This is a genomic window from Vreelandella vilamensis, from assembly GCF_031451755.1.
GTDB classification, from domain to species: Bacteria; Pseudomonadota; Gammaproteobacteria; order Pseudomonadales; family Halomonadaceae; genus Vreelandella; species Vreelandella vilamensis.
This window is the reverse complement of record NZ_JARWAN010000011.1, coordinates 58,618-80,117: the sequence shown is the minus strand read 5'-3', so window position 1 is coordinate 80,117 and position 21,500 is coordinate 58,618. Positions and strand designations below refer to the sequence as shown.

Below are 21,500 nucleotides of genomic sequence, written 5' to 3'. Positions count from 1 at the left end.
GCCGTTAAGGCGGGGCAGCCATTAATTTTAGGGATCACGTACGTTCATGTGGCCAACTGTTTCTCTTAATAATCGCCCGCTCGTATGGGTGGCACTGGTGGCGCTTCCCGCTTGTGTGTGGATCCCTGATGCTCTTTTACGCTTGGTCGCCGCCTTTTTTGTCGTAGTGGGGATTTGGGATGCGTGGCGTCTGGTGCGTCAGCAGCGCGTGTATATGCAGCTGTCGCAAGATGTGATTAGCCTCACGGGCGATGCCGTGGTGGTCAGCGATGCGGACAATCGTGTGATGGCGGTAAACCCGGCATTCACCGAAATTACCGGCTATGAGAGCACCGAAATGGTCGGGCTTAAGCTTGAAACCCTAGCCGCGCCCCGCCACGATAAAGCCTTTTATCAAACCTTTTGGAGCACGCTGAAAAGCACCGGCCGCTGGGAAGGGGAGATGTGGAATCGGCGCAAGCACGGCGATGAGTACCCTGAATGGCTGAAAGTGCGCGCGGTGACCAATAAACGCGGCGAGATTACGCACTTTATTAGCTTATTTACCGATATCTCGGCGCAGAAAGCCCGCGAGCAGGATTTACGCCGCATCGGCTACGAAGACCCGCTCACCGGCTTGCCCAACCGCCGACGCCTGCACGATTTAATGGCGTCGCGGGTGCGCCACCTGCGCGCCGGAGAGAGCTTGGATTTGGCTTTGGTCGATATCGACGGCTTAAAAACCGTTAACGACGGGTTGGGGATTGAGCAAGGTGATCGCTTGCTGGCGCGTTTTGCCCAGCGTTTGGCGAGTTACGCGGCGGGCGGTGTGGTAGGGCGCCTCGGCGGCGATGAATTTTTAGTGATCCGCACGACGACCTTTGATGACCATGATAAGTGGGTGGCGGATCTTCGCGAGCACATGAGCAACCCCTTTGAAATTGGCGAGCAGTCGCTACGATTGGGGATTACCGTGGGCAGTTGTCGCGCCCCGGAGGATGGGCGAGATTCCGGCGTGCTGTTCCAACGCATAGAGTCAGCGCTTTATAGCGCCAAGCGCTTGGGGCGTAACCATAGCCTGCGCTTTCGCCCGGCGCTGGATAAGCAGGATAACCCGCAATTGGCGCTGGTCAGCGATTTGCGCGCGGCCTTGGTCTCTGGGGATCAGTTGGAGCTGCATTACCAGACGCAGCACCACCCAGGCTCGGGTGAGCTCACCGGGATGGAGGCGCTGCTGCGGTGGCGCCATCCGCGCGATGGTATGATCTCTCCCGGTGATTTTATCCCCTTGGCGGAACGCCACGGCCTGATGACGGAGCTTGGTACGTGGGTGATCGAGAAAGCCTGCGCGCAGCAAGCGCATTGGCAAAATAGCGCAATGCCTAAGGTCACGATTTGGATCAATATTTCCGCCTTGCAGCTGTTTCATGGGGATCTGGAGAGTCAGCTCGCGGGCTGTTTGAAGCGCTACCGCTTGCGCCCGGCGCAAATCGGGTTGGAGCTTACCGAGTCGGTGCTTTTAGATGAGCGCGCCGGCGATATGGGGCCAAGGCTGAAAGCGCTGCGCGATCAAGGCTTTCCGATTGCGATTGACGATTTCGGCACCGGCTATTCGTCGTTGGCCTATCTCAAGCGTCTGCCAGTGGATAAGGTCAAGCTGGATCGCGCCTTCATCCGTGAGCTTCCCGAAAGCCAAGCCGATTCGGCGATTGTTAAAGCGGTGCTTGCCATGGCGGAAGGCATGGGCCTGGACGTAGTCGCCGAAGGGGTTGAGACCAAAGCGCAGTGCCAGTTTTTGGTTGACGCGGGCTGTGGCATCGTACAGGGGTTTTATTTTTCTCGCCCTTTGCCGGTGCCGGAATTAGAAACACGTTGGTTGCGTAATGCGTCAGGGCACGCGGAGGCTTCATTAGCCCAGTCGACCTCTTAAACATCGACCTCTCAAACATCTATATCTTAAACATCGATCTCTTAAATACGCTTTAAGCACCTAAACACGAAGCTTAAGGTGACAGGTCGTAGCGTGGGGAAAAACGGGGGAAGTAGCGAGCCAGCATCACGCATAGGGTGCCCCAAATAACCGCCTGCGTGGGCAGCAGCCAAGGCGTTATTGCAACATCGGCTAGCATCGCGCCACCGTAATAGGAGAGGGGGCCGCTTACCGCACCACCCAAAAACGCCAGTAGCGGGTAGCGCCACAGCCATCGCAGCGAGTGCAGAATCAAAGTGGCAAAAAGTGGCCACAGCATCCATAGCCATAGCGGCATCAAGCCGAACAACCGGGTATGGCCGCTGAAATCAAACCCGCCTAACAGCGCCAAGCCGCCGTCGAGCGCAAGCCCGAGCAGCGCGAAGCCGAGAAGCAAACGCCACTCCCCGGGGGCTGCCATCACGCGTAAGTGCCAGGCGATCAGGGCGCTTCCTGCTAGCAGTGCCACCCACGAGCCTCCCAATACGCACAAAAGCCAACCCGCTTCAAAGCGCAACACATTGGCGAGCAGCGCGCGCCAAGAAGGAGGCGCTGTCGCCATTACAGGGCTCCTGTCAGCGGTACCGGTTTGGCTTGGGGTTTGGCCATCAGTAAATGGCAGGTGCCGATGGAGCGCTCCAAAAAACCGCCTTCGCAATAGCATAGGTAGTAGCGCCACATGCGCACAAAGCGTTCGTCGTAGCCTAAGTTGGACACGGCTTCTAGGTTCGCCTCAAAACGGTGGCGCCATTCGCGCAGGGTGCGCGCATAGTGCTGGCCAATCTCATCAAGCGCCACCATATTGAGCGACGTTTTGCGCGTGAGGCTTTTCAGTATGGCGTGGTGTGAAGGCAGGAAGCCGCCGGGAAAAATGTAGCGCTTGATGAAATCCATATCGCGTTTTGCCGCATCAAAGCGTTGGTCGCGAATGGTGATAGCTTGCAGCATGGCCAAGCCATCTTCCGCTAGCAGGCTGTCAATTTTGGCAAGATAGGTATCCAAATACTGATGGCCCACGGCTTCAATCATCTCTACCGAGATTACCCGGTCGTAGGTGCCACTAAGCTCGCGGTAATCCTGCTTGAGCAGGGTGATTTTATGTCCTAAGCCTTCTTCTTTGATGCGCGCCGCCGTATGGGCGTGTTGTTCCTGTGAGATGGTGGTGGTGGTGACGTGGCAGCCACGGGTTTTGGCAGCGTGCAGGGCAAGCCCGCCCCACCCGGTGCCAATCTCCAACAAGTGGTGCTCGGGGCGAACGTCAAGTTTCTCTAGCATCAAGTCGAGCTTGTAGGTCGAAGCTTCTTCTAGGCTGGCATCCGGGTAAGGAAACACGGCGCTGGAATACATCCAATGCTCGCGGTCCAGAAACGTTGAGAATAGATCGTTGCCAATGTCGTAATGGGCGGCGATGTTACGCTTGGCACCTGCGACGCTATTATGTTGAAAACGGTAAGCGTTATTGAGTAGCCAGCGGGTAAAGCGCGCGCTGCCGGTTTCCAGCTTGCGATTGACCTGCTCTAAGTTCACGGCACAAAGGCGTATTAGTGCGACAAGATCGTCGGCGTCCCAATCCTGATCCATGTACGACTCGGCAGCCCCGATCGTTCCCCCGAAGGCCATGCGTTTCCAGGCACGCGGGTGTCGAATGACAACCGTGACTTGCAACGCCCCACCCTGGCCGAGGCGGTGGCGTGTCGTGCCTTCAATCAGGGTAATGTGACCGCCCTGAAAGGCATCGAGCTGCTTGAGTAAGCGCGGCTTTAACCAGCGCGTCATACGATCTGTTGGCGCGGCGGATGAGCTGGCAGCCGGTGCAGCTGCGTCTTTCGTAAGCGCAGAAGCGGTGGTCGATGTCGTCGACGAGCGGGACGTACGCAGGATTGTCATTATCGTGTCTCCTTGCGTTGAGGATGGTCGTAAAGGGGGACGCGCTTGAGCCACAGCTTGAGCGCTTGAAAGTGAATGCCCGCTACCGTTTTCAGGCTGATCCACGGTTGGCGTGCCAGTGTGCTTAGCAGCACGCGCCGAGTTGCCGGAGCGGCGGTTAGCGTCAGGGTGGCATCAAACTGCAGCGGCGGTGCATCCGGCGCAGGGGCGTTGTGCCAATTTTCCATGTGGACGAGCAGCTCTTCGCTTGGCGTGTTGAAGCGCCAGCGGTACGTCATGTCCATGGGGTTAAACGGCGAGACGTGCATACGCTTGGCAAATTCCGCCTGGTGGCTATGGCGTTTGGGGTCAACGTTGCAGGCGTAGGCAGTTCGTTCGCGCCAGGGCATGTTGGTGACGTCACCCAACACCGCCCTGAGCCGGTCATCGCGGTCGTAAACGTAATAAAGCGTGACGGGGTTAAACGCAACGCCGAAAGTGCGCAGCTGGGTAAGCATAAAAACACGCCCTTCAGGGGCGCTGCCTAGCTGACGAGTGAGTTCAGCGCGCACGGCCTCTTTCAGGGGGATATCCGTCGGAGCGAGGTAGTCTTCGCGGCGAAAGCGCGCCAGCGCCGGGCGGCGGGCGCTAAAGCCGGGGACGCCGTCGAACAACGTGGGCAGCTCGTCAAGATCCAGCCACGCCATCCATATTGAATAACGAAACGCATGATGACGGGGCGTAAAGCGTCGGTGGCGCAGGGTGCCACGATAAATACGCGAGCGAACCGTGTCTGCCGTGATGCTCATCCGAGCCCGTCTCCCACGCCCGCATGGGGCATTAGTTCATGCGCGGGCAGGGCTGAAAACGCGCTGAGTGGCGAGGCGGCTTCGTCGCAGCCTAACGCGCGGGCGACGCGCAGTGCGCTCCATACGCCGTCTTCGTGAAAACCGTTGCGCCAGTAAGCGCCGCAGAAGTGGGTGCGGCCAAAAGTGGCGGGGGCGCCGGAAATCTCACCATGGCGCTGCTGCGCGGCGTAGCCCTTAAGGGTGAACTGCGGGTGGGCGTAGGTAAAACGCCCCAGCACCTTGGTGGAGTCGATGCTCTCGCTGTCGTTTAGCGTCACGCAGAACGTGGTATCCGCGTCTAAACGCTGCAGAATGTTCATGTCATACGTGACCGAAACGCGCGCTTGCGCGTCGCGCTGATCAAGGCGGTAATTCCAGCTCGCCCAGGCGCGCCGCCGCCGTGGCAGCAGACGTGTATCGGTGTGTAGCACGACATCGTTGTCTTGATACGGCATCGCGCCGAGAACGTCGCGCTCAGCGGGCGAGGCATCGGTCAGCATTGAAAGCGCTTGATCGCTATGGCAGGCCAGCACCACCTGATCGAAACGTTCCTCGCCTGACGGGGTGGTCAGCGTGACCCCGGCACTATCGCGCTGGATGGCACGCACCGGCGTGTTCAACCGAATACGCGACGCGTAAGGCGCGGTGAGCGCAGGAATATAGGCCCGAGAGCCGCCGATTAACGTGAACCACTGCGGGCGGTTACTGATGCTTAAAAGCCCGTGGTTGCGGAAAAAACGCACGAAAAACGTCAGTGGGAAGGCGCGCAGATCACTGATGCTTGCCGACCAAATGGCCGCGCCCATGGGCAGTAGGTAGCGCCGCTGAAACGCCTCGCCGTAGCCATTGCGGTCAAGGTACTCACCTAGCGTCAACTCGGCGGGTAGGCGCTCGCTTTCCAGGTCTTGGGTCGCCTCGCGGTTGAAGCGCATGATATCGCCCAGCAGTCGGTAAAACGCCGGGCGCAATAGATTGCGCCGCTGAGCGAACAACGAGCCTAGCGTGTGGCCGTTGTACTCGAAATCGACCTCGGTTTCGTGCACCGAAAAGCTCATCTCGGTGGCCTGCGTTGCAACCCCCAGGGTTTCAAGCAAGCGCTGAAAGTGGGGGTAAGTCCAGTCGTTAAAAACGATAAACCCAGTGTCGATGGCGTACGAGTCGCCGCCGACTTCCACGTCGACCGTCGCGGTGTGGCCGCCCAAACGCTCGGCGGACTCAAACAGCGTCACTTCGTGCTGCGCTGAAAGGTACCAAGCGGCGGCCATGCCGCTGATGCCGCTGCCGACGACAGCAATGCGCTGCGAGGCATGAAACGGGGCAGGCTGGTTCATGCGTGCTCTCCTTGCGAGCGGGCCAAGCGCAGTCCGATGGCGTGGCGAAGCCCTGGCGGCAAAATGCCGATTAGCTTAACCAGGTACGTGAAACGGCGCGGGAAGTGAATATCCAGCGTGCCTTTGGCCAGGCCATTGAGAATGGCCTCGGCTGCCTGATCCACGCTGACGCGCATTGGCATAGGAAAGTCGTTGCGCTCGGTTAGCGGTGTTTTCACAAAGCCAGGGTGGATAAGGCTAACGCCGATGCCCTCTGAGTGCAGATCAAGGCGCAGGGATTCTAAAAAATAGCTCACCGCCGCTTTAGACGCACCGTAAGCCTCAGCGCGGGGCAACGGGAGGTAGGCGGAGGCGCTAGAGGTGGCGGCAAGGCGAGCCGGGCGCCCTTCCTGACGCGCGGCGCGCAGCAGTGGCAGGGCAACTTCTACCCCGTAAAGCGTCCCGTACAGGTTGGGGGTAAAGACCCGTTCAATCAGCGCCATGTCAAAGTCGGGCATGTCCACGTACTCGCAGGTACCGGCATTAAGCAGCACCAAATCCAACGCGCCGAGCTGCTCGCGGATTGTGTCGCCAGCGGCAAGCACGGCGTCTCGGTCGCTGATGTCCAGCGGCAGCGCCATGGCGTTGGCGTGGTGAGCGCACAGCACGTCAAGTTTATCGGCACTGCGGGCGCTCAACACCACGTGGTGGCCTTCATCAAGCAACGTTTTCGCCAACGCTTCACCGATCCCGGAGGTGGCACCGGTCAACCAAATGCGTTGCGGCGTTTGCCATCGACTCATGTGACACTCCGTTAACTGACGTCTTGTCGTTATTTGATGCGTCGCTTAAGCAGGCGTATTAAGCGGCCTAAAATGGGGACGTGCTCGTACAGCATGGCGCCTGCATCAAAGTAGTCCCGATGCTGTGATACGCGCCCGTCGTCTGCGAATATTAGGTGTGAGCACCCTTCTACCGCGATAACCTTGCCACTCGCCAGCGACGGGTGCGCAAAATGCATGGTCCACGTCACAAAAGCGGTATTCCCCTGACACACCTTTTGATAATAGGTGAAGCGACACTCGGTGACATTTTCGTACATCGCCGCAAAGTAACCTTCCAACGCAGCGCGACCTTCAACGTGATGCAGCGGATCGCGAAAGACGATATCGTCAGTATATACCTCGTATAGCTTTTCTGTACAGGTGTTGTCTAGTTTATTAAAAAAAGCACAAAAGGTCTCTAATGCTGTTTCGTGAGGCATGAGGGTCTCCTTAAGGGTTCGCGCTACTTCAGCGCCTTGAACGCCTCAAGCGCACGTTGGCGCGCCACTTTGTGCTCAACAATCGGGGCAGGGTAGTCGAGCCGAGTCAGCAAGTCAGCGGGAGGCGCGTGGCGCGCTTTCGCTGGCAGTTCGGCAAGCTCGGGCAGCCAGTGGGCAATAAAGTCGCCTGTTGGGTCGAAACGAGTGGACTGGGTGGTGGGGTTGAAAATGCGAAAGTAGGGCGCGGCGTCGGTGCCGGTGGAAGCGGCCCATTGCCAGCCGCCGTTGTTGGCGCAGAATTCGCCGTCGATGAGATGGCGCATGAAAAACGCCTCGCCCCGGCGCCAGTCGATGAGTAAGTGTTTACTCAAAAACATCGCGGTGACCATGCGCAGGCGGTTGTGCATCCAGCCGGTGGCCACCAGCTGGCGCATGGCGGCATCCACCAGCGGGTAGCCGGTGCGCCCCTCGCACCAGGCGTGAAAGTTTGCGTCATCGTCACGCCAGGCAAGCGCCCGGGTGTGGTCCTGAAACGGCTGATGGCGGCACACCTTGGGAAACCCGACGGTCACGTGGTGGTAAAATTCGCGCCAGATCAGCTCACTCACCCAGGCGGTTAACCCCGCATCGCCGTCGGCCAAGTGGCCGCCGTTCTCGCTCATGACCGCCTGCAGGCACTGGCGGTAAGAGATCATCCCTAGCGCCAGGTAAGGCGACAGCCCGCTGGTGCCGCGCACCGCGGGGAAATCGCGCTGATCGTGATAATAACGGCCGCGAAAGCGTAAAAAACGCTCAAGATGATCGGCCGCGGCATGTTCACCCGCTGGCCACTGCCGGCACTCCACGGGAGTGTCGTCAAGTGCGGGAAGCGCCGGTAGCGGGTCGCTGTCGATATCAAGCGGCGTTTGCGGCGAAGGCGTATCGCGCAAGGTAAGCTGCTCGGGCTGTACGTTTTTATGCCAGGCTTTCGCGAACGGGGTAAAAACCCCGTAATAATCGCCTTTGCCGGTGAGCAGCGTGCCTGGGGCGAAGGCCACCGCATCGTGGTAGCCGTGAATGTCGATGCCGGCGCGATGAAAGGCGTTAAAGACAGCCCGGTCGCGGTGCTGCTCGTTGAGCGGGTACTCGTAATTCATATGCAGCGCCGCCACTTGATGGTCGCGAGCAATCTCCAAAAGCGCGTGGGGGGCGTTATCGAAGGTGTCGATGTCGCGGTGCAACAGGGGAATATTCAGCCCTTCCAGGGCCTCTTTTAGCGCGGCAACGCCACGGGCGTAAAAGTCGAGTTTATTAGCGCCGTGGTCGTGGGCTTGCCACTGTGTAACGCTGCGCAAAAACACGGCGACCACGGACCCCTTTGCCGCCGCTGCCGCCAGCGCGGTGTTGTCAACAATGCGTAAATCGCTGCGAAACCAAACCAGCTGCCGTGCCATATTGCCTCCATTAAGGTCAGATAGCGCCGCGAGGCGCCGCGCTATAGTACGCCCGAATCGCGTAGCAGCGGGCGCAAGCGTGAGATCGCTTGCGGCAGGTCGCCCCCCAGCACATGGACCGAATCGTCGGTGAACGCATGCTCACGTAGGCGTGCCACTTCGCCACACACGCCCAGCGGCACGTTCAGGGTTTTCGCCGCGTTGGGTAGCGCGTCGCGAATGTAGCTATCGCTCTCTTTTTGGCCGCTGGCCAGCAATACCATCGAGGAGTGCAAACGGGCGACCGCTTGCGGGAGGTCTTCCAGCGGTAGGTTGTGATCTAACATCTGCACGCGGTAACCCTGTTCACTGGCCATCAGGGCGGCCATGAGAACCCATAGCGGGCCGGGGTCGTCGGGCATCACGTTGAGCAGAATCAGCGGCCCGCGCGTGGTCTGGTTGGCATAATGCAAACGGATACCGACTTGGCTGCGCAAAAACGCTTCCAGGGTACGCCGTACCAGTATGTCGGGTGTCCTGGCCCACTGAGCTTCCAAGCTGAGTATCACCGGTTGCCACAGCTCGTTAATCGCCACGCTAACCGGGTAGAGGGAAAGGCTTTGGTAATACAGCGATTCAAGCTTTGGCAGATTTAGGGCTTCGATGGTGCTCTGCAACTGCTCGCGTTGGCTCTCCCAATCGCCGCTGGCGGGTGTTGGGGTTTCCACTTTTTCCGGCTGGTCGAGCAGATCGCCCACCTGGCTAACCGGCACACCACGATTTAGCCATTGCAGAATACGCTCAACCCGCGTGATATCGTCCTGCGCATAAAGGCGATGCCCTTTGGGTGTGCGTTGAGGTCGAATGAGCCCGTATCGCCTCTCCCACGCGCGCAGAGTCACCGAGTTCACCCCCGTTAAACGGGACACTTCCCGGATCGGATAAAGTGGAGTATCGGGTGGATGGGTCGCCTTGTGGCTCATGGGCGCGAATGCCTCTTCATTGTCGTAACCGCGAATAGTTGTCGTAACGCTACTAGCGCCTTGGGTAATTTTGGCACGTATTATACATGATCTCTTTGTACAACTTGTTGCCGCTGGGTACAACCACTCAGCGCGGCGAGGCCGTTGATCTGCCTTCTTCGAGCAGCGCTTGGGCAAGTTGGTAGCCTGAAAGCCAGGCATCTTCAACGCGGCCGCCGCGTAAACTGTCGCCACAAAGTGCCAGGCCTTCGTGGCCGATAATAAAACCGTCCGCGGGCATGTCGGCATCCTCGGCAGGCTGCGAGTAACGCCAGCGGTGGGCGCCGATGTCGGTCACCTTAGGAAACGCCAGCGGCGCGGGGAATAAGCTTTTAAGTGCGTCAAATAGCTGCTGGGCGATAATGTCGCTTGGGTCTTCCAGGTGCGCTTCACTCCAATCGAGCTGAGCGATGAGGCTGACGCTTTCGGGCTCGGCTTCACGCCCGGGCTTGGTGTGGTTACGTGAGATAAGCCGTAGCGCGGGGTGCTGGGCGCGTGCCATTTGCCAGTCAGACGCAACGCCGGGCAGCGCCGGAAGCGGCGTCTCAAATACTGCCCAGCCCGCCCAGCAGCTTCGCTGAGGTAGAGCCTTACAGTGCGCAAGCAAGGCGTTATCCCAGGGTTGTACCAGCGGCTCGGCTTGCGGTGGTGGTACGCTGATCACCACCTGTGTATAAGGGCCGAGGACATCGCCATTCTCGCAGGTTAGCTCCCAGCCGGCCGCCGTCTTGGTCAGCGCCGTGATGCGTGTGCCGCTATAAAAGGTAGCGCCTTGTGCGGTGAGCGTTTTGGCGAGATGGCGCGTGATCGCGCTCATTCGCGGCGCGCCGGTATAGCGTGTTTGCCCATCGTGATGCGTCTGCCACCCATTTGGGCTAGCCTGATAAATTAAGGTGGGCCATTTCGCGACACAGCCGGCGTTGTGCCAGCGCTCGACCTCCGCAGCAAAGTCGTTGTCGCGAACGGTGAAGGCCTGGGCACCGAGGTCCAGCATGGCAGCAGGGCGGCGCTTGCTTGACATACGCCCCCCCGGCCCGCGTGCTTTATCAAACAGCGCAACGCGATGGCCCGCCTGCGTGAGAGCGCTGGCACAGGCAAGCCCGGCAATACCGGCGCCAATCACCGCAACGGTAGACGACTTAGCGCGAGTGGGCGGCGTGACATGGTTAGCTGACATAACGAATATCCTTAAATAAACCTGTCTTATTGCAATTGTAACAGTATGGTATAAATATTGTTTAATTAGATAGTGGCGACATAATACGTACGACAAGATAAATACGATAAGACAGGTACGACTAGACAGTTACGACAATTTTAGCATTTACCGCGCCCAGTGCGGTGTGATTCAGGAGTTCTCAATGCGTGTACTCATCACGGGTGGTAGTGGGTTTGTTGGTCAACGGCTGTGCGAGCGCTTAGTCGCCGAAGGGCATGAGCCTCAAGTGGTATCGCGCTCACCGAAGGCCGCGCGCGAGCAGTTGCCGAAAGCGTGTGATGTGCGCGAAAGCGCTCAGGCGTTTCTTGATTCACCGCCAGAAGCGCTAGTCAACCTGGCCGGCGAGTCGATTGCGGCAAAGCGCTGGAGCGAGGCGCAAAAAAAGGAGCTGATCCAATCACGGCTGAAAGCCACGCAACAACTGGTGGTGCTCTGCGAGCAGCTAAAGGATAACGGCCAGCCGCTGCCCAAGGCCATGGTGTCGGCCTCCGCCATGGGCTACTACGGTGATCAAGGTGACAACAAAGTCACCGAAGAAACGCCGCCTAATGATGAATTCGCCCATCGCTTGTGTGCCGAGTGGGAATCCGCGGCCAAAGAGGTCGAAGCATTTGGGGTGCGCTTGGCGATCTTGCGCATTGGCTTGGTGCTCGATGCCGGTGGCGGCAGCCTACAGAAAATGCTGCCGCCGTTTAAGCTCGGCCTAGGCGGGCGCTTTGGTGACGGCACGCAGTTTATGCCGTGGATTCACCGCAACGACCTGGTCGAGGCGATTATCTTTCTGCTGAAAGAAGAAAGCCTAAGCGGGCCGTTTAACGCCAGTGCCCCGAATCCGGTCACCAACGCCGAATTCACCAAGACGCTGGCGAAAACGCTCCATCGCCCGGCGATATTTCCCGTGCCCGCGTTTGTGCTGAAAGCGATGCTGGGGGAGATGTCGCGGCTGTTGCTAACCGGGGCCGATATGCGCCCGGCGCGCTTGGAAGCGGCTGGGTTCACCTTTCAGTATCCTACGCTCGATAAAGCGCTGGACGCGATCTTGCGCTGATAACCCTTTCACCCTTCGACGGGCTCCCTTCGACGGGCTCAGGGGGATCGAGACGTATCCGTTCGCGCTGAGCTTGTCGAAACGCGCTTAACGTTCGGCATCCACGGTAATCACCACCCGCACGGCGTCTAAGCGCAGGCGGGTGTTTTCGATGGCATCGCTAAGGGCTCTGCGCTCCTCTCTCAACGCTTGGATTTCGGCGTCGCGTACCGCGGGGTTGTGCTCGGCGAGCGCCGTTAAGCGGGCAAGCTCGTTATCCAGCTGGGCGCGCATACGGCTTTCCGCGGCTTCAATGATGCTGGGCAACTCGCGTTCGGCTTCGCCTTCGCCCTGGGTTAAAAGCGCGCGGAGCTGTTCGTGGCGGCTTTTGATCAAGTCTCGCGCCAGCGATTTGTTGACCTTCTGCACGTTTTTGGAAAGCCCGGTGAACGAGATTTTGTCGGTCAAGTTGGCGCCGGATTCATCGAGCAGTACGCGCACTGCCGTGGGCGGCAAAAAGCGGTTCAGGTGCAGCCGTTTTGGCGCCGGGCAGTGGGTGCGAAATACCAGTTCCGCCATCAGCCGCCCGCTGGGAATGGCCGGGTGGCGCAGTAGCGCCAGCGCGCTGTTGCCCATGGTGCCGTCGATCACTCGGCCCATCATCTCGCGCAGCAGCGGGTGCTCCCAAGAAAGGCGCTGAATGTCATCGCGGGCAAGCGCCACATCGCGTCGGTAGGTGGCGGAAAACCCTTCCTCGCCTTTGGCCAGCCCCGGCAGCCCGTCGAGCATCTGCTGGCTGGGCGAGAGCAGCATGATATCGCCGCCTAAGTCTTGGCTATCCACGCCGAAAATATCCAATGCGCGTTCAACAAAACGCGGTAACGCCTTGTCGTCGTCCAATTCGCGCACGGCGTCGATTACCGTTTGCGCGTGGGCCGGGCGGCAGGCGTTAAGCTCCAGCAGACGATTGCGCCCAGCATCGCGCTCGGCGAGTTTGGCCGCGAACATCTCGCGGGTTTCCTCGACGATCTCCGTGAGCATTTCGTCATCGAGCAGGGCATCGGCAAGGGCGTCGCCAAAGGCATCGAACAGGTCACTGCCCACGCCGTGGGGCGCGCTGAAGGCGTCCATGCCCTCGTGGTACCAGCGCAGCAGACGCTCGCCAGGGCTACCCTCAAAAGTGGGTACGTGAAGCTCGATGGCGTGCTGCTGGCCGATCCGGTCGAGACGCCCGATGCGTTGCTCAAGCTGATCCGGGTGCTGGGGCAAGTCGAACATCACCAAGTGGCGGCAGAACTGGAAGTTGCGCCCTTCAGAGCCAATTTCCGAGCACACCAGTACCTGGCAGCCGTCTTCTTCGTCGGCAAAGGAGGCGGCGGCGCGGTCGCGCTCGATCAGCGAAAGGTCTTCGTGGAACACCGGGGCGTGATAGCCGCCGAGCACGCGCAAGCCCTCGGCGATGCCTTCGGCGGTTTCGCGATGGTGCGCAATAATCAGGATTTTGTCATCGGCAAAGCCGGACTCGCTGTCGTCGCTGAGCTTTTCTAATAGCCAGTTGATGCGCGGGTCGATGTGCCACCAGTCTTCGGCGTTGAGCGGGTCGTTGGAGAGTTCGCGGTACATGGCGTCCGGGTAGATCAACACATCCGGATGGTCCATGCCGGTTTCGATTAAAAGCTCGTCGAGGTAGTCCTCGTCGCGCTCAAGGCGGCGTACCACCCGACGGTAGGCCGAGGGCATCGCCAGGGGCACGGGGTGATAACGCCGCTCGGGGAAGCCACCGACGTGGCGGCGGCTGTTGCGAAACATCACCCGCCCGGTGCCATGACGGTCGAGCAGCGCGTCGCGTAGTTGCGCGCGGGCGGCATCGTGTTGCTCAGCGTTTGCTTCGCGGTTGGCAAGCGTTTCGAGCAGCGCTTGGCTGTCGCGGTCGTCAGCCACCACGTCGATTTTAACGCGGGCTTGCGGGTCGCCGGGCAAGGCATCAAGCGCGTCGATGGCGCTGGCGACCTCAACGTAGTGGCGCTCTTCTTGCTTAAAGCGTTCGAGGTCGTGGTAGCGCTCTGGGTCGAGCAGGCGCAGGCGGGCAAAGTGGCTTTTTAGCCCCATTTGCTCCGGGGTGGCGGTGAGCAGCAAAAGGCCGTCGATATCGGCCGAAAGGCGCTCCACGCACTGATACCCGGGGCCGCTGCCCTCTTCGTGCCAGTCGAGGTGATGCGCTTCATCGACAATTAACAGGTCAAAGCGGCTGGCTTGGGCCTGTTCTTGACGCGCGGGGTTGGCAAACAGCCAATCTTGGCTGGCGAGAATCAGCTGGCCGCTATCGAACGGGTTGTTGCTGCCGTGGGCTTGGCTCTGGCTTTCATCGAGCAGCGTAACGCTAAGCGAGAAACGGCGCAAAAGCTCCACCAGCCACTGGTGGGTGAGGCTATCGGGGACCAGAATCAGGGCGCGCTCAACGCGCCCAACGAGTAGCAGACGGTGAAGGATCAGCCCGGCTTCGATGGTCTTGCCCAGGCCAACCTCGTCGGCAAGCAGCACGCGCGGCGCATGGCGACGGGCGACTTCATCGGCGATATAGAGCTGGTGCGGGATCAAATCGATACGCGGCCCGGAAAAGCCCAGCGCGCTGTGCTGTTCGATGCGTTGATGATGGTGCAGGGTGCGAAAGCGCAAATCGAACCAGTCGTTGCGGTCGACCTGGCCGGTCAGTAAGCGATCCCGCGCCTGGTCGAACTGCATGGTATCGGCAAGCTTGGCCTCGGGCAGTTCGCGAAGCTCACCGCTGTCATCTTGGCCGATGTAAGTGATCAGCCCGTCGTGCTCTTTGCTGTCATCGACAAGCAGCTGCCAGCCGTCGGCGGAGAGGATGCGATCACCGCTGCCGAACTGTACGCGGGTCAGTGGTGCCTGGCGGGTGTTGTAGGTACGGGTTTCCTGGCTGGCACTGAACAGAATGGTCACACTGCGGGCGTCACAGTTGAGCACGGTGCCAAGTCCAAGCTCGGCCTCGCCGTCGCTGATCCAGCGTTGGCCGGGAGAAAAATCGCTCATGGTGCCTCAAGGATGCTAGAAACGGGTCGACGACCGCCGGATGGGTGGCCGGCGGTTAATGGGGCGGGGGATTTTAACGCAAAGGGCCAGAGGGATTAAGCGCTAGTCGCGTTAATCTGGGTTTTCCCGGTCTCACTCGTTTAACCACTGATCCAACTGCGCGCGGGTGAGCTCGCCCACGTGCTGGGACAGCGCGCGGCCGTCAGCGTCAAACAGCACCGTGGTGGGCAAGCCAGGAGACTCAAATGCCACCATTAACTGTTGGTTTGGGTCGCGTAGCGCATAGCGGAAGGCGAGGCCCTGTTCGTCAAGATAACGGGTGATGGGGAGCAAATCTTCGCCTTGGTTGGCGACGACGACGTTGACGCCTTCGCGTTCGGCGGCATCGGCAAGCAGCGGCATCTCACGCAGGCAAGGCGGGCACCACGTCGCCCACAGGTTGACGATGACTTTGTCATGGCCATTGGCAAGCGCGGGCAAGTGCACCGCGTTGCCGTCAAGGTCTTCTAGCGTGATGTCAGGTAGCGCTGCTACCGTGGTGCCACCGCCCAGCGGTGAGAGGGTCATGAGCACCAACCACAGGCTGGAGGCGCCGATCACCATCGCCATGGCCCCGCCCATGGCAATGATTCGCTCGCGTAGCGTCCAGGCGCTCCAGATAAGCCCTGCCAGCATGCCCCATAGGCCGTGATACCCCGCTTGCCACAGCTTTAGGACATCCCACGGGGCGGCGGCGTAACTCTCCGCGTTAAGCGCAATATGCCCCGCGCGGGCGCCAATGAGCCAGGCAACCATCAGCCCAGTGAACCAACGCTGATAAACGGGCTTGGGCAGGCCGAGCAAATAGCGCGCGGCAATAATCAGCAAAAGCGCACTGGCAAAGGCGTAAAGACGCGGTAGGGACAGCAATACAGGACCTAGGGCAATAGCATTCATGGTTATCCTAAATTGTCGTTACACTAGAGGCGGTCACAAACCCTATCACGCAATCACACACATTCGGAGACATTATGCCCCAGCCAACTTTTGATCCGTTACGGGCGCTAGCGATTGGCTCGCAGGCGGTTGGGCTGATGGTGATTATCACCCTCGATACCGTGCTACGCGATGCCGCGCGGCCCTGGCAGGGCGTGACGCTGGCCGTGATGTTGGCCTTTGCGCTGGGTATTGCGGTTATGCGGCGTTACCGGCGTAACCAGGCGCGCAAGCGTCAAGCCGAACGGGCAGAGGAGGAAAATAAATGAAGGACGTCGCACGGACAAAAGTGACGCTAGGGCTTTTTCTAGGGCCGCTTCTCGCCGTGTTGCTATTGCTGATGGCGGCGCCCGCGGATATGCCGCCTGCCGCGTGGAGCGTGGTGGCGCTGACGGCCTGGATGGCGGTGTGGTGGATTTTGGAGCCGGTGCCCATGGCGGTCACAGCACTCTTGCCGGTGGCCCTTTTACCGCTTCTGGGCGTGGGCGATATTAATGCAGCGGCGGTGCCTTACGCGAATCCGCTGATTTTCCTCTTCTTGGGCGGTTTTATGCTGGCCGAGGCGATTCAGCGCTGGAATTTGCACCGGCGAATCGCATTGGGTGTGCTATCGGTGGCGGGCAAGCGCCCCGATCATTTAGTGGCCGGTTTTATGGCGGCGACGGCATTTCTCAGCATGTGGGTGAGCAATACCGCAACGGCGGCGTTGATGGTGCCGATCGGCATGTCGGTGCTGGCGCTGATGGAGCGCGACGCTGAGCTAAGCGTCGAGCAGCAGCGTGCGCTTTCGTTGTGTTTGTTGCTGGGGATTGCGTTGGCGGCCAATATCGGTGGCATGGGAACGCTGATTGGCACGCCGCCCAATGCGTTATTAGCGGGGTTTATCGGCGATAACTACGGTATTCAGATCGGTTTTGCCCAGTGGATGCTGGTGGCCGTTCCGCCGGCGGCGCTGATGTTGGTCGCGGCCTGGTGGCTTTTGACCTTTACTATTTTCCCGGTGTCGCATGCGCCGCTGCACGGCATCAGCGCCATGTTGAGCCAGCAGTCAGACGATTTAGGCCATATGAGCAGCCCCGAAAAGCGGGTGGCGGCGGTGTTTGCGTTGGTCGCGGTGGCGTGGATTACCCGCCCACTGCTGCAAGATTGGACCGGGTTAACGCTCAGCGACGGGGGGATTGCGGTCATGGGGGCGCTGTTGCTGTTTGTGGTGCCTGCGCGCTGGCGCCAGCGTCAATTCTTGCTCGATTGGGAGAGCGCGAAGAATTTGCCCTGGGGCGTGCTGCTGTTGGTGGGGGGCGGCTTAAGCCTGGGCACCGCCATTGAAAGTTCGGGGCTTGCTGCGGTGGTCGCCAACGGGCTGGCGGTGTTCGGCGCTTGGCCAACGTGGGCGATGATTTTGATGGTGGTGGTCATTGTGATGCTAATGAGCCACGTCACCAGCAATAGCGCCACCGCCGCCGCGATTCTCCCGCTGACCGCCGCGCTCACGGTAAGCCTTGATGCTAGCCCGTTGCTGTTGGCGATGCCGGTGGCGATGGCCGCCTCGTGCGCGTTTATGCTGCCCGTGGCCACGCCGCCCAATGCGGTAGTGTTCGGCAGCGGCAAGGTCCGGGTAATGGACATGCTGCGTGCCGGGGCCGTGATGAGCGTTATCGCCGTGGTGGTGATTTGCTTGGCGATGTTTGCGCTCGCCATGCCGATCTTGGGCTTTGGCTGGGCGGCATAGTCCGTGAGGTTGGCGCGTGACTGCGTTAAAAGACGCAAGTTGTATTTTTTCCGGTTTGGTTCCAAATTGTAAGTGGGTCTTTTTATTATAAAGCCCTAATGCGGGACTTTTAGGGATTCATTTATCGGGAGTGCCAAATAACATGATCAATAAACGCATACTCGCCAGTGCCGTGGCCGTGTCTTCGCTGGCCTTAGCGGGGGCGGTCAACGCGGAAGTGAAAGTGGGGTTTTTAGGGGGCTTTACCGGCAGTATTGAAAGTTTAACCCCGCCGATTTTCGATGGGGCGAGCCTGGCGGTGCAGCAAATCAACACGCAAGGCGGCCTTTTAGGTGGGCAAGAGTTGGTGATGCCGTCGGGTGATACGACCTGTTCGGATGCCTCGGCAGCCTCAAACGCCGCTGATCGTATGGTGAACACCGAGCAGGTAACCGCTATCGTGGGTGCGCTGTGTACCGGGGCGACAATCGCCGCGGCCAACAATGCGGCCATTCCCGGTGGTGTGTTGATGGTATCGCCCGCCTCGACGGCACCGGCGGTTTCAGAGCTAGACGATAACGATCTGGTCTTTCGCACCGTCCCTTCGGATGCGTTTCAGGGCGAAATGCTAGCGAAGCTGTTGCTGGATAAAGGCATCGACTACGTTGCGGTCACCTACGTCAATAATGATTATGGCCGTGGCGTTTCCGAGGCGTTCGTTGACGCGTTTGAAGCCGGTGGCGGCACCGTGGCGGATAACCTTGGCCACGAAGACAACCGGGCTGATTACCGCGCGGAGCTCGGTTCCCTTGCAGCGACCGGTGCCGACACCTTAGTGGTGCTGGCGTATGCCGATAGCTCAGGGCAAACGGTGATGCGCCAGGCTTATGAAAGCGGGATGTTTACTCAGTACGTCGGTGCAGACGGCATGGTCGGGGATAGCCTGGTCGAGGCGATTGGGGCCGATGTGCTCGACGGCATGATCGCCACGCGCCCAGGTAGCCTAGACCTGCCGGGGGCGGATATCTTCAACGCCGCCGCAGAAGAGGCCGGCTTTGATCCTAGCGCGGTCTTTGCCGCTCAGGCGTATGATGCCGCGTTTCTGGTAGCGCTGGCGATTGAACAAAACGGCAGCGCTGAGCGCGACGGCCTAAGCGATGCCTTGCGCAGCGTCGCGAACGCCCCAGGCGAAGTGATTCTTCCCGGTGAATGGGAAAAGGCCGTCGAGCTGATCGCTCAAAGCAAAGAGATCAACTACGAAGGCGCTTCGGGCACCCACGAGTTTGATGAAAACGGCGACGTGTCAGGCGTTGTGGTAGAAATGACGGTGGAAGACGGTCGCTTTGTCAGCAAGGGCTTTGTCGATCTTTGATCACGGCTTGCGAGCCGGTGATTCCTCTCATGTAACGCCCTAAAAAACCGCTCCCCCTGATACGGGGAGCGGTTTTTGTTGGTGCGCCATCGTTGCACGTATGCCATCGTTAACGGCCACGGCCGACAATCGGCATGGCGCTAAAAGCTCAATCGTGGTGGCGTATTTTTTCCGGTAGCAGCCCTTTGGGCGCGAAGCGCAGCACCGCGGTAATCAGCACGCCAATCACTAATACCCGTGCCTGCAGGGCGCGGCTGTCCATATTGCCCGGGGCATCCCAGCCGAAGGCGCCTTCACCGAACGCGACGGCCAACTGCATCAACCAAAGCGCCAGTGGCTCCGACATGATCCAGATAATGTACACGGCCACTGCGCCGAAAATTGTCCCCAGGTTGTTGCCTGGCCCGCCGAGGATCACCATGACAAGGACCAGGAAGGTGTGGTTAAGCGGCAGATAGCCGTTAGGGTCAAACAGGCTGTTAAACGAGGTCAGCATGCCCCCGCCGAGGCCCATCAAAATACAGCCGAGGATAAAGATTTCCAGACGCCGCCGGTTGATATCTTTCCCCATGGCCGCGGCGGCGACTTCGTTATCGCGGATAGCGCGGATCATGCGCCCCCACGGGGCGTGATAAGCGCGGTGGAGCAAAAAGAAGATCGCCGCAATCACCATCGCGGTCACCGACAAGTAAAGCGCACGCGCCAGGGTGAACCCCAGCTCGGAAGGACCGGGGGTTGGCCACGGCAGCGGTGAGACGGTGGCGGTGCCGCGCGTTAGCCAGTCAGAGTTTTTCAAAAACGCTTTGATGATTTCAGCAATGCCCAAGGTGGCAATGGCGAGGTAGTCGCTGCGCAGCCCCAAACAAATGTGGCCGATGAAATAGCCCACCCCGCCGGCGAGCGCTCCGCCGACGATCCAGCCGACCCAGGCGGGCAAGCCAAAGCCCCCAATAAAGCCAGCGCGTGATTCGATCTCGCCGGTCACGTCGCGCAGCAGGCTGACCACGACAAGATAAAGTATCAACCCCAAGACCACGGCGATCACCGTGCGCAGCGTTTTGGGGACACCTAAACGGTCTAATCGCGAGGCGCCTATCACCAAAAGCGTGGCGGCAATGGCGTAAAGCAATACGCGGCCAAGTTCGCCGGGCAGTTCAGTCCCCCAGAAATCGTCGTTGACCGGGACGCTAAAAAGCATGGCGCAGAAGCCACCTAAGGCCACAAACCCCATCACGCCGGCATTGAACTGCCCGCCATAGCCCCATTGAATGGTTAAGCCCAGGGCTAAAATGGCGTAGCAGGCAGCTTCGACCAGCATCCGCGTGCTGTAGGCCGCGCCCATGGCCGCATAGACCCCTAAAACGGCGAGCAGCAGCGCGGCAAAAAGCAACACTTCGCGTAGCGGGAAACGCGAGGGGGCGGCGACCAAATCTTCTCGTTTAGGCTGTGTGCTCATCAGATCACCTTACCTTTGAACAACCCGGTGGGGCGCCATATCAAAATAGCGACAAGAATAAAAAACGGCACCACAATTTTGTACTCGGTGCTGACGAACGCGAGGTCGGTAGGCAGTTCCAGCCACGCGGGGAAGCTGTCGCGGAAGGGACGTAAGAGAATATTCCAGTTGAATACCGCCAGCGATTCGGCAAACCCCACCACGAAACCACCGGCTATGGCCCCATAAGGGTGGCCGACCCCGCCGACAATCGCCGCGGCGAAAATGGGCAGTAACAGAAAGAAGCTCAAATCCGGTTTGAAGGTGACGTCCAGCGAGAGCAAGGTACCGGCAATGGCCGCGAGCCCCCCGGCAATGACCCAGGTAACGGCGACGATTAAATTGGTGTTGATGCCTGACGCTTGAGCGAGCTCGGGGTTGTCCGACATGGCCCGCATGGCTTTGCCCAGCCGCGAGCGGTTTAAGAACAGATGTAGGGCAATCACGGCCACCAGGGTAATGACGAACAGGTAGAGTTGCGGCTCGGTGATCACCACCGGCACACGCACGCCATCAAACGGCAGCGCCAAGCGAAATATCTCTTTGCGGTCATCGACATACAGGCTTTGCCCGCTAGTGCCCGCGAATAGGCGAATCAAGCCTTGTAGAATCAGCGTCACGCCAAGCGAGCCAATGACCATGACAATCGGTTTAACGCCATGGGCGCGTAGTGGCTTATAAAATACCTTATCGATACCGACGGCGAGGGCGGCGGTGAGCACCATCGCTAGCGGTAGCATGATCAGCGCAGTGGGTATGCCAATGCTTGCCCCGGCAGCAGGAAACGCCGTGGAGAGCAGCAGCGCCATCAACGCGCCGAATGTCATCAAATCGGCATGCGCAAAGTGGGCGAAGCGCATAATGCTGAAGATCAGCGTCACGCCCACCGCACCGATGGCGTAGATAGAGCCGGACACGCTGCCGGCAACCACCACGTTATTAATAAAGAAAACCAGTTCGTTCACGGTGTGTTTCTCCAG

Annotated in this window: 18 protein-coding genes; 5 read left to right on the top strand and 13 right to left on the bottom strand. The window is 59.6% G+C overall.

Translation table 11 applies throughout. The features are described from left to right. The first annotated feature begins 46 nt into the window (after window positions 1-46). The gene (locus tag QC823_RS08570; RefSeq protein WP_309655928.1) at window positions 47-1,909 is read left to right on the top strand and encodes a putative bifunctional diguanylate cyclase/phosphodiesterase; all 1,863 of its coding nucleotides are present in this window, start codon (window positions 47-49) and stop codon (window positions 1,907-1,909) included. Window positions 1,910-1,982: 73 nt separating this feature from the next. On the opposite strand, the gene QC823_RS08565 is transcribed toward QC823_RS08570, so the two are convergent. The 9 genes from QC823_RS08565 to QC823_RS08525 form a co-directional block, all read right to left on the bottom strand. Further along, window positions 1,983-2,510: a DUF2878 domain-containing protein gene (locus QC823_RS08565; RefSeq protein WP_309655927.1), complete on the bottom strand. Its 528-nt coding sequence runs from the start codon at window positions 2,508-2,510 to the stop codon at window positions 1,983-1,985. Further along, window positions 2,510-3,724, bottom strand: a complete 1,215-nt coding sequence (locus QC823_RS08560; protein ID WP_309655947.1) for a cyclopropane-fatty-acyl-phospholipid synthase family protein — start codon at window positions 3,722-3,724, stop codon at window positions 2,510-2,512. The genes QC823_RS08565 and QC823_RS08560 overlap by 1 nt, the downstream gene beginning before the upstream one ends. A 110-nt stretch (window positions 3,725-3,834) precedes the next feature. Next, window positions 3,835-4,623, bottom strand: coding sequence for a DUF1365 domain-containing protein (locus tag QC823_RS08555; RefSeq protein WP_309655926.1), 789 nt, complete (start codon window positions 4,621-4,623; stop codon window positions 3,835-3,837). Next, window positions 4,620-5,993, bottom strand: a complete 1,374-nt coding sequence (locus QC823_RS08550) for an NAD(P)/FAD-dependent oxidoreductase (RefSeq protein WP_309655925.1) — start codon at window positions 5,991-5,993, stop codon at window positions 4,620-4,622. The genes QC823_RS08555 and QC823_RS08550 overlap by 4 nt, the downstream gene beginning before the upstream one ends. Then, the gene (locus QC823_RS08545) at window positions 5,990-6,775 is read right to left on the bottom strand and encodes an SDR family NAD(P)-dependent oxidoreductase (RefSeq protein WP_309655924.1); all 786 of its coding nucleotides are present in this window, start codon (window positions 6,773-6,775) and stop codon (window positions 5,990-5,992) included. The genes QC823_RS08550 and QC823_RS08545 overlap by 4 nt, the downstream gene beginning before the upstream one ends. Before the next feature lie 29 nt (window positions 6,776-6,804). After that, the gene (locus QC823_RS08540) at window positions 6,805-7,236 is read right to left on the bottom strand and encodes a nuclear transport factor 2 family protein (protein WP_309655923.1); all 432 of its coding nucleotides are present in this window, start codon (window positions 7,234-7,236) and stop codon (window positions 6,805-6,807) included. A 23-nt stretch (window positions 7,237-7,259) separates the two neighbouring features. Further along, window positions 7,260-8,669, bottom strand: a complete 1,410-nt coding sequence (phrB, locus tag QC823_RS08535; protein ID WP_309655922.1) for a deoxyribodipyrimidine photo-lyase — start codon at window positions 8,667-8,669, stop codon at window positions 7,260-7,262. A 41-nt stretch (window positions 8,670-8,710) separates the two neighbouring features. Then, window positions 8,711-9,631 (bottom strand): MerR family transcriptional regulator, encoded by a 921-nt coding sequence (locus tag QC823_RS08530; RefSeq protein ID WP_309655921.1) that lies wholly within the window; start codon window positions 9,629-9,631, stop codon window positions 8,711-8,713. 127 nt (window positions 9,632-9,758) lie between these two features. Beyond that, window positions 9,759-10,847, bottom strand: coding sequence for an NAD(P)/FAD-dependent oxidoreductase (locus QC823_RS08525; RefSeq protein ID WP_309655920.1), 1,089 nt, complete (start codon window positions 10,845-10,847; stop codon window positions 9,759-9,761). Between the two features lie 184 nt (window positions 10,848-11,031). Here QC823_RS08525 and QC823_RS08520 point away from each other — a divergent pair, with 184 nt between their 5' ends. Continuing rightward, a complete protein-coding gene (locus QC823_RS08520) occupies window positions 11,032-11,937 on the top strand; it encodes a TIGR01777 family oxidoreductase (RefSeq protein WP_309655919.1) in 906 nt (301 codons plus the stop codon). An 87-nt stretch (window positions 11,938-12,024) separates the two neighbouring features. Here QC823_RS08520 and rapA read toward each other — a convergent pair whose 3' ends face one another. Both rapA and QC823_RS08510 read right to left on the bottom strand, forming a co-directional pair. Next, complete coding sequence (gene rapA, locus QC823_RS08515) at window positions 12,025-14,970, bottom strand: RNA polymerase-associated protein RapA (RefSeq protein WP_309655918.1); 2,946 nt, start codon at window positions 14,968-14,970, stop codon at window positions 12,025-12,027. A 132-nt stretch (window positions 14,971-15,102) separates the two neighbouring features. Next, a complete protein-coding gene (locus QC823_RS08510) occupies window positions 15,103-15,906 on the bottom strand; it encodes a redoxin family protein (RefSeq protein WP_309655917.1) in 804 nt (267 codons plus the stop codon). 74 nt (window positions 15,907-15,980) lie between these two features. Between QC823_RS08510 and QC823_RS08505 the strand changes: the two genes are divergently transcribed. The 3 genes from QC823_RS08505 (at window position 15,981) to QC823_RS08495 (ending at window position 19,025) form a co-directional block, all read left to right on the top strand. After that, window positions 15,981-16,214, top strand: coding sequence for a hypothetical protein (locus QC823_RS08505; protein ID WP_309655916.1), 234 nt, complete (start codon window positions 15,981-15,983; stop codon window positions 16,212-16,214). After that, window positions 16,211-17,674, top strand: a complete 1,464-nt coding sequence (locus tag QC823_RS08500) for an SLC13 family permease (RefSeq protein ID WP_309655915.1) — start codon at window positions 16,211-16,213, stop codon at window positions 17,672-17,674. The genes QC823_RS08505 and QC823_RS08500 overlap by 4 nt, the downstream gene beginning before the upstream one ends. A 142-nt stretch (window positions 17,675-17,816) precedes the next feature. Further along, complete coding sequence (locus tag QC823_RS08495) at window positions 17,817-19,025, top strand: ABC transporter substrate-binding protein (RefSeq protein ID WP_309655914.1); 1,209 nt, start codon at window positions 17,817-17,819, stop codon at window positions 19,023-19,025. 148 nt (window positions 19,026-19,173) lie between these two features. Here the strand turns inward: QC823_RS08495 and QC823_RS08490 are convergent, their stop codons facing one another. Then, window positions 19,174-20,481 carry a branched-chain amino acid ABC transporter permease gene (locus QC823_RS08490; RefSeq protein WP_309655913.1) on the bottom strand — a complete coding sequence of 436 codons (1,308 nt, stop codon included), beginning with the start codon at window positions 20,479-20,481 and terminating at the stop codon, window positions 19,174-19,176. Continuing rightward, on the bottom strand, window positions 20,481-21,485 hold the full coding sequence (locus QC823_RS08485) for a branched-chain amino acid ABC transporter permease (protein WP_309655912.1): 1,005 nt from the start codon (window positions 21,483-21,485) through the stop codon (window positions 20,481-20,483). The genes QC823_RS08490 and QC823_RS08485 overlap by 1 nt, the downstream gene beginning before the upstream one ends. Between the last annotated feature and the right edge of the window lie 15 nt (window positions 21,486-21,500).